This is a genomic window from Jonesia quinghaiensis DSM 15701 (assembly GCF_000423205.1).
GTDB lineage: Bacteria > Actinomycetota > Actinomycetes > Actinomycetales > Cellulomonadaceae > Jonesia > Jonesia quinghaiensis.
In genome coordinates, this window is the sequence record NZ_AUHN01000003.1 from 1 (window position 1) to 1,124 (window position 1,124).

The following is a 1,124-nucleotide window of genomic DNA, read 5'->3' on the forward strand; positions in this document are numbered from 1 at the left end:
CCCCCCACAACGGGAAGCGCATCATCAAGCATCAGCGTTACTCCTTAGAAAGGAGGTGATCCAGCCGCACCTTCCGGTACGGCTACCTTGTTACGACTTAGTCCCAATCGCCAGTCCCACCTTCGACGACTCCCCCCACAAGTGGTTAGGCCATCGGCTTCGGGTGTTACCAACTTTCGTGACTTGACGGGCGGTGTGTACAAGGCCCGGGAACGTATTCACCGCAGCGTTGCTGATCTGCGATTACTAGCGACTCCGACTTCATGGGGTCGAGTTGCAGACCCCAATCCGAACTGAGACCGGCTTTTTGGGATTCGCTCCACCTCACGGTATCGCAACCCTTTGTACCGGCCATTGTAGCATGCGTGAAGCCCAAGACATAAGGGGCATGATGATTTGACGTCGTCCCCACCTTCCTCCGAGTTGACCCCGGCAGTCTCCCATGAGTCCCCACCATAACGTGCTGGCAACATGGAATAAGGGTTGCGCTCGTTGCGGGACTTAACCCAACATCTCACGACACGAGCTGACGACAACCATGCACCACCTGTACACCAGTCCGAAGACCTACCCATCTCTGAGCAGTTCCGGTGTATGTCAAGCCTTGGTAAGGTTCTTCGCGTTGCATCGAATTAATCCGCATGCTCCGCCGCTTGTGCGGGCCCCCGTCAATTCCTTTGAGTTTTAGCCTTGCGGCCGTACTCCCCAGGCGGGGCACTTAATGCGTTAGCTACGGTACAGGAATCGTGGAACAATCCCCACACCTAGTGCCCAACGTTTACGGCATGGACTACCAGGGTATCTAATCCTGTTCGCTCCCCATGCTTTCGCTCCTCAGCGTCAGTAACGGCCCAGTGACCTGCCTTCGCCATCGGTGTTCCTCCTGATATCTGCGCATTCCACCGCTACACCAGGAATTCCAGTCACCCCTACCGCACTCTAGCCTGCCCGTACCCACCGCAAGCCCGATGTTAAGCATCGGGTTTTCACGGCAGACGCGACAAACCGCCTACGAGCTCTTTACGCCCAATAATTCCGGACAACGCTTGCGCCCTACGTATTACCGCGGCTGCTGGCACGTAGTTAGCCGGCGCTTCTTCTGCAAGTACCCTCAACCACAACAA

At 56.4% G+C, this 1,124-nt stretch carries 1 rRNA gene; it reads right to left on the bottom strand.

The features are described from left to right. Positions 1-48: 48 nt before the first annotated feature. Positions 49-1,124 (bottom strand): 16S ribosomal RNA (locus tag G538_RS0100025); the annotation flags it as partial.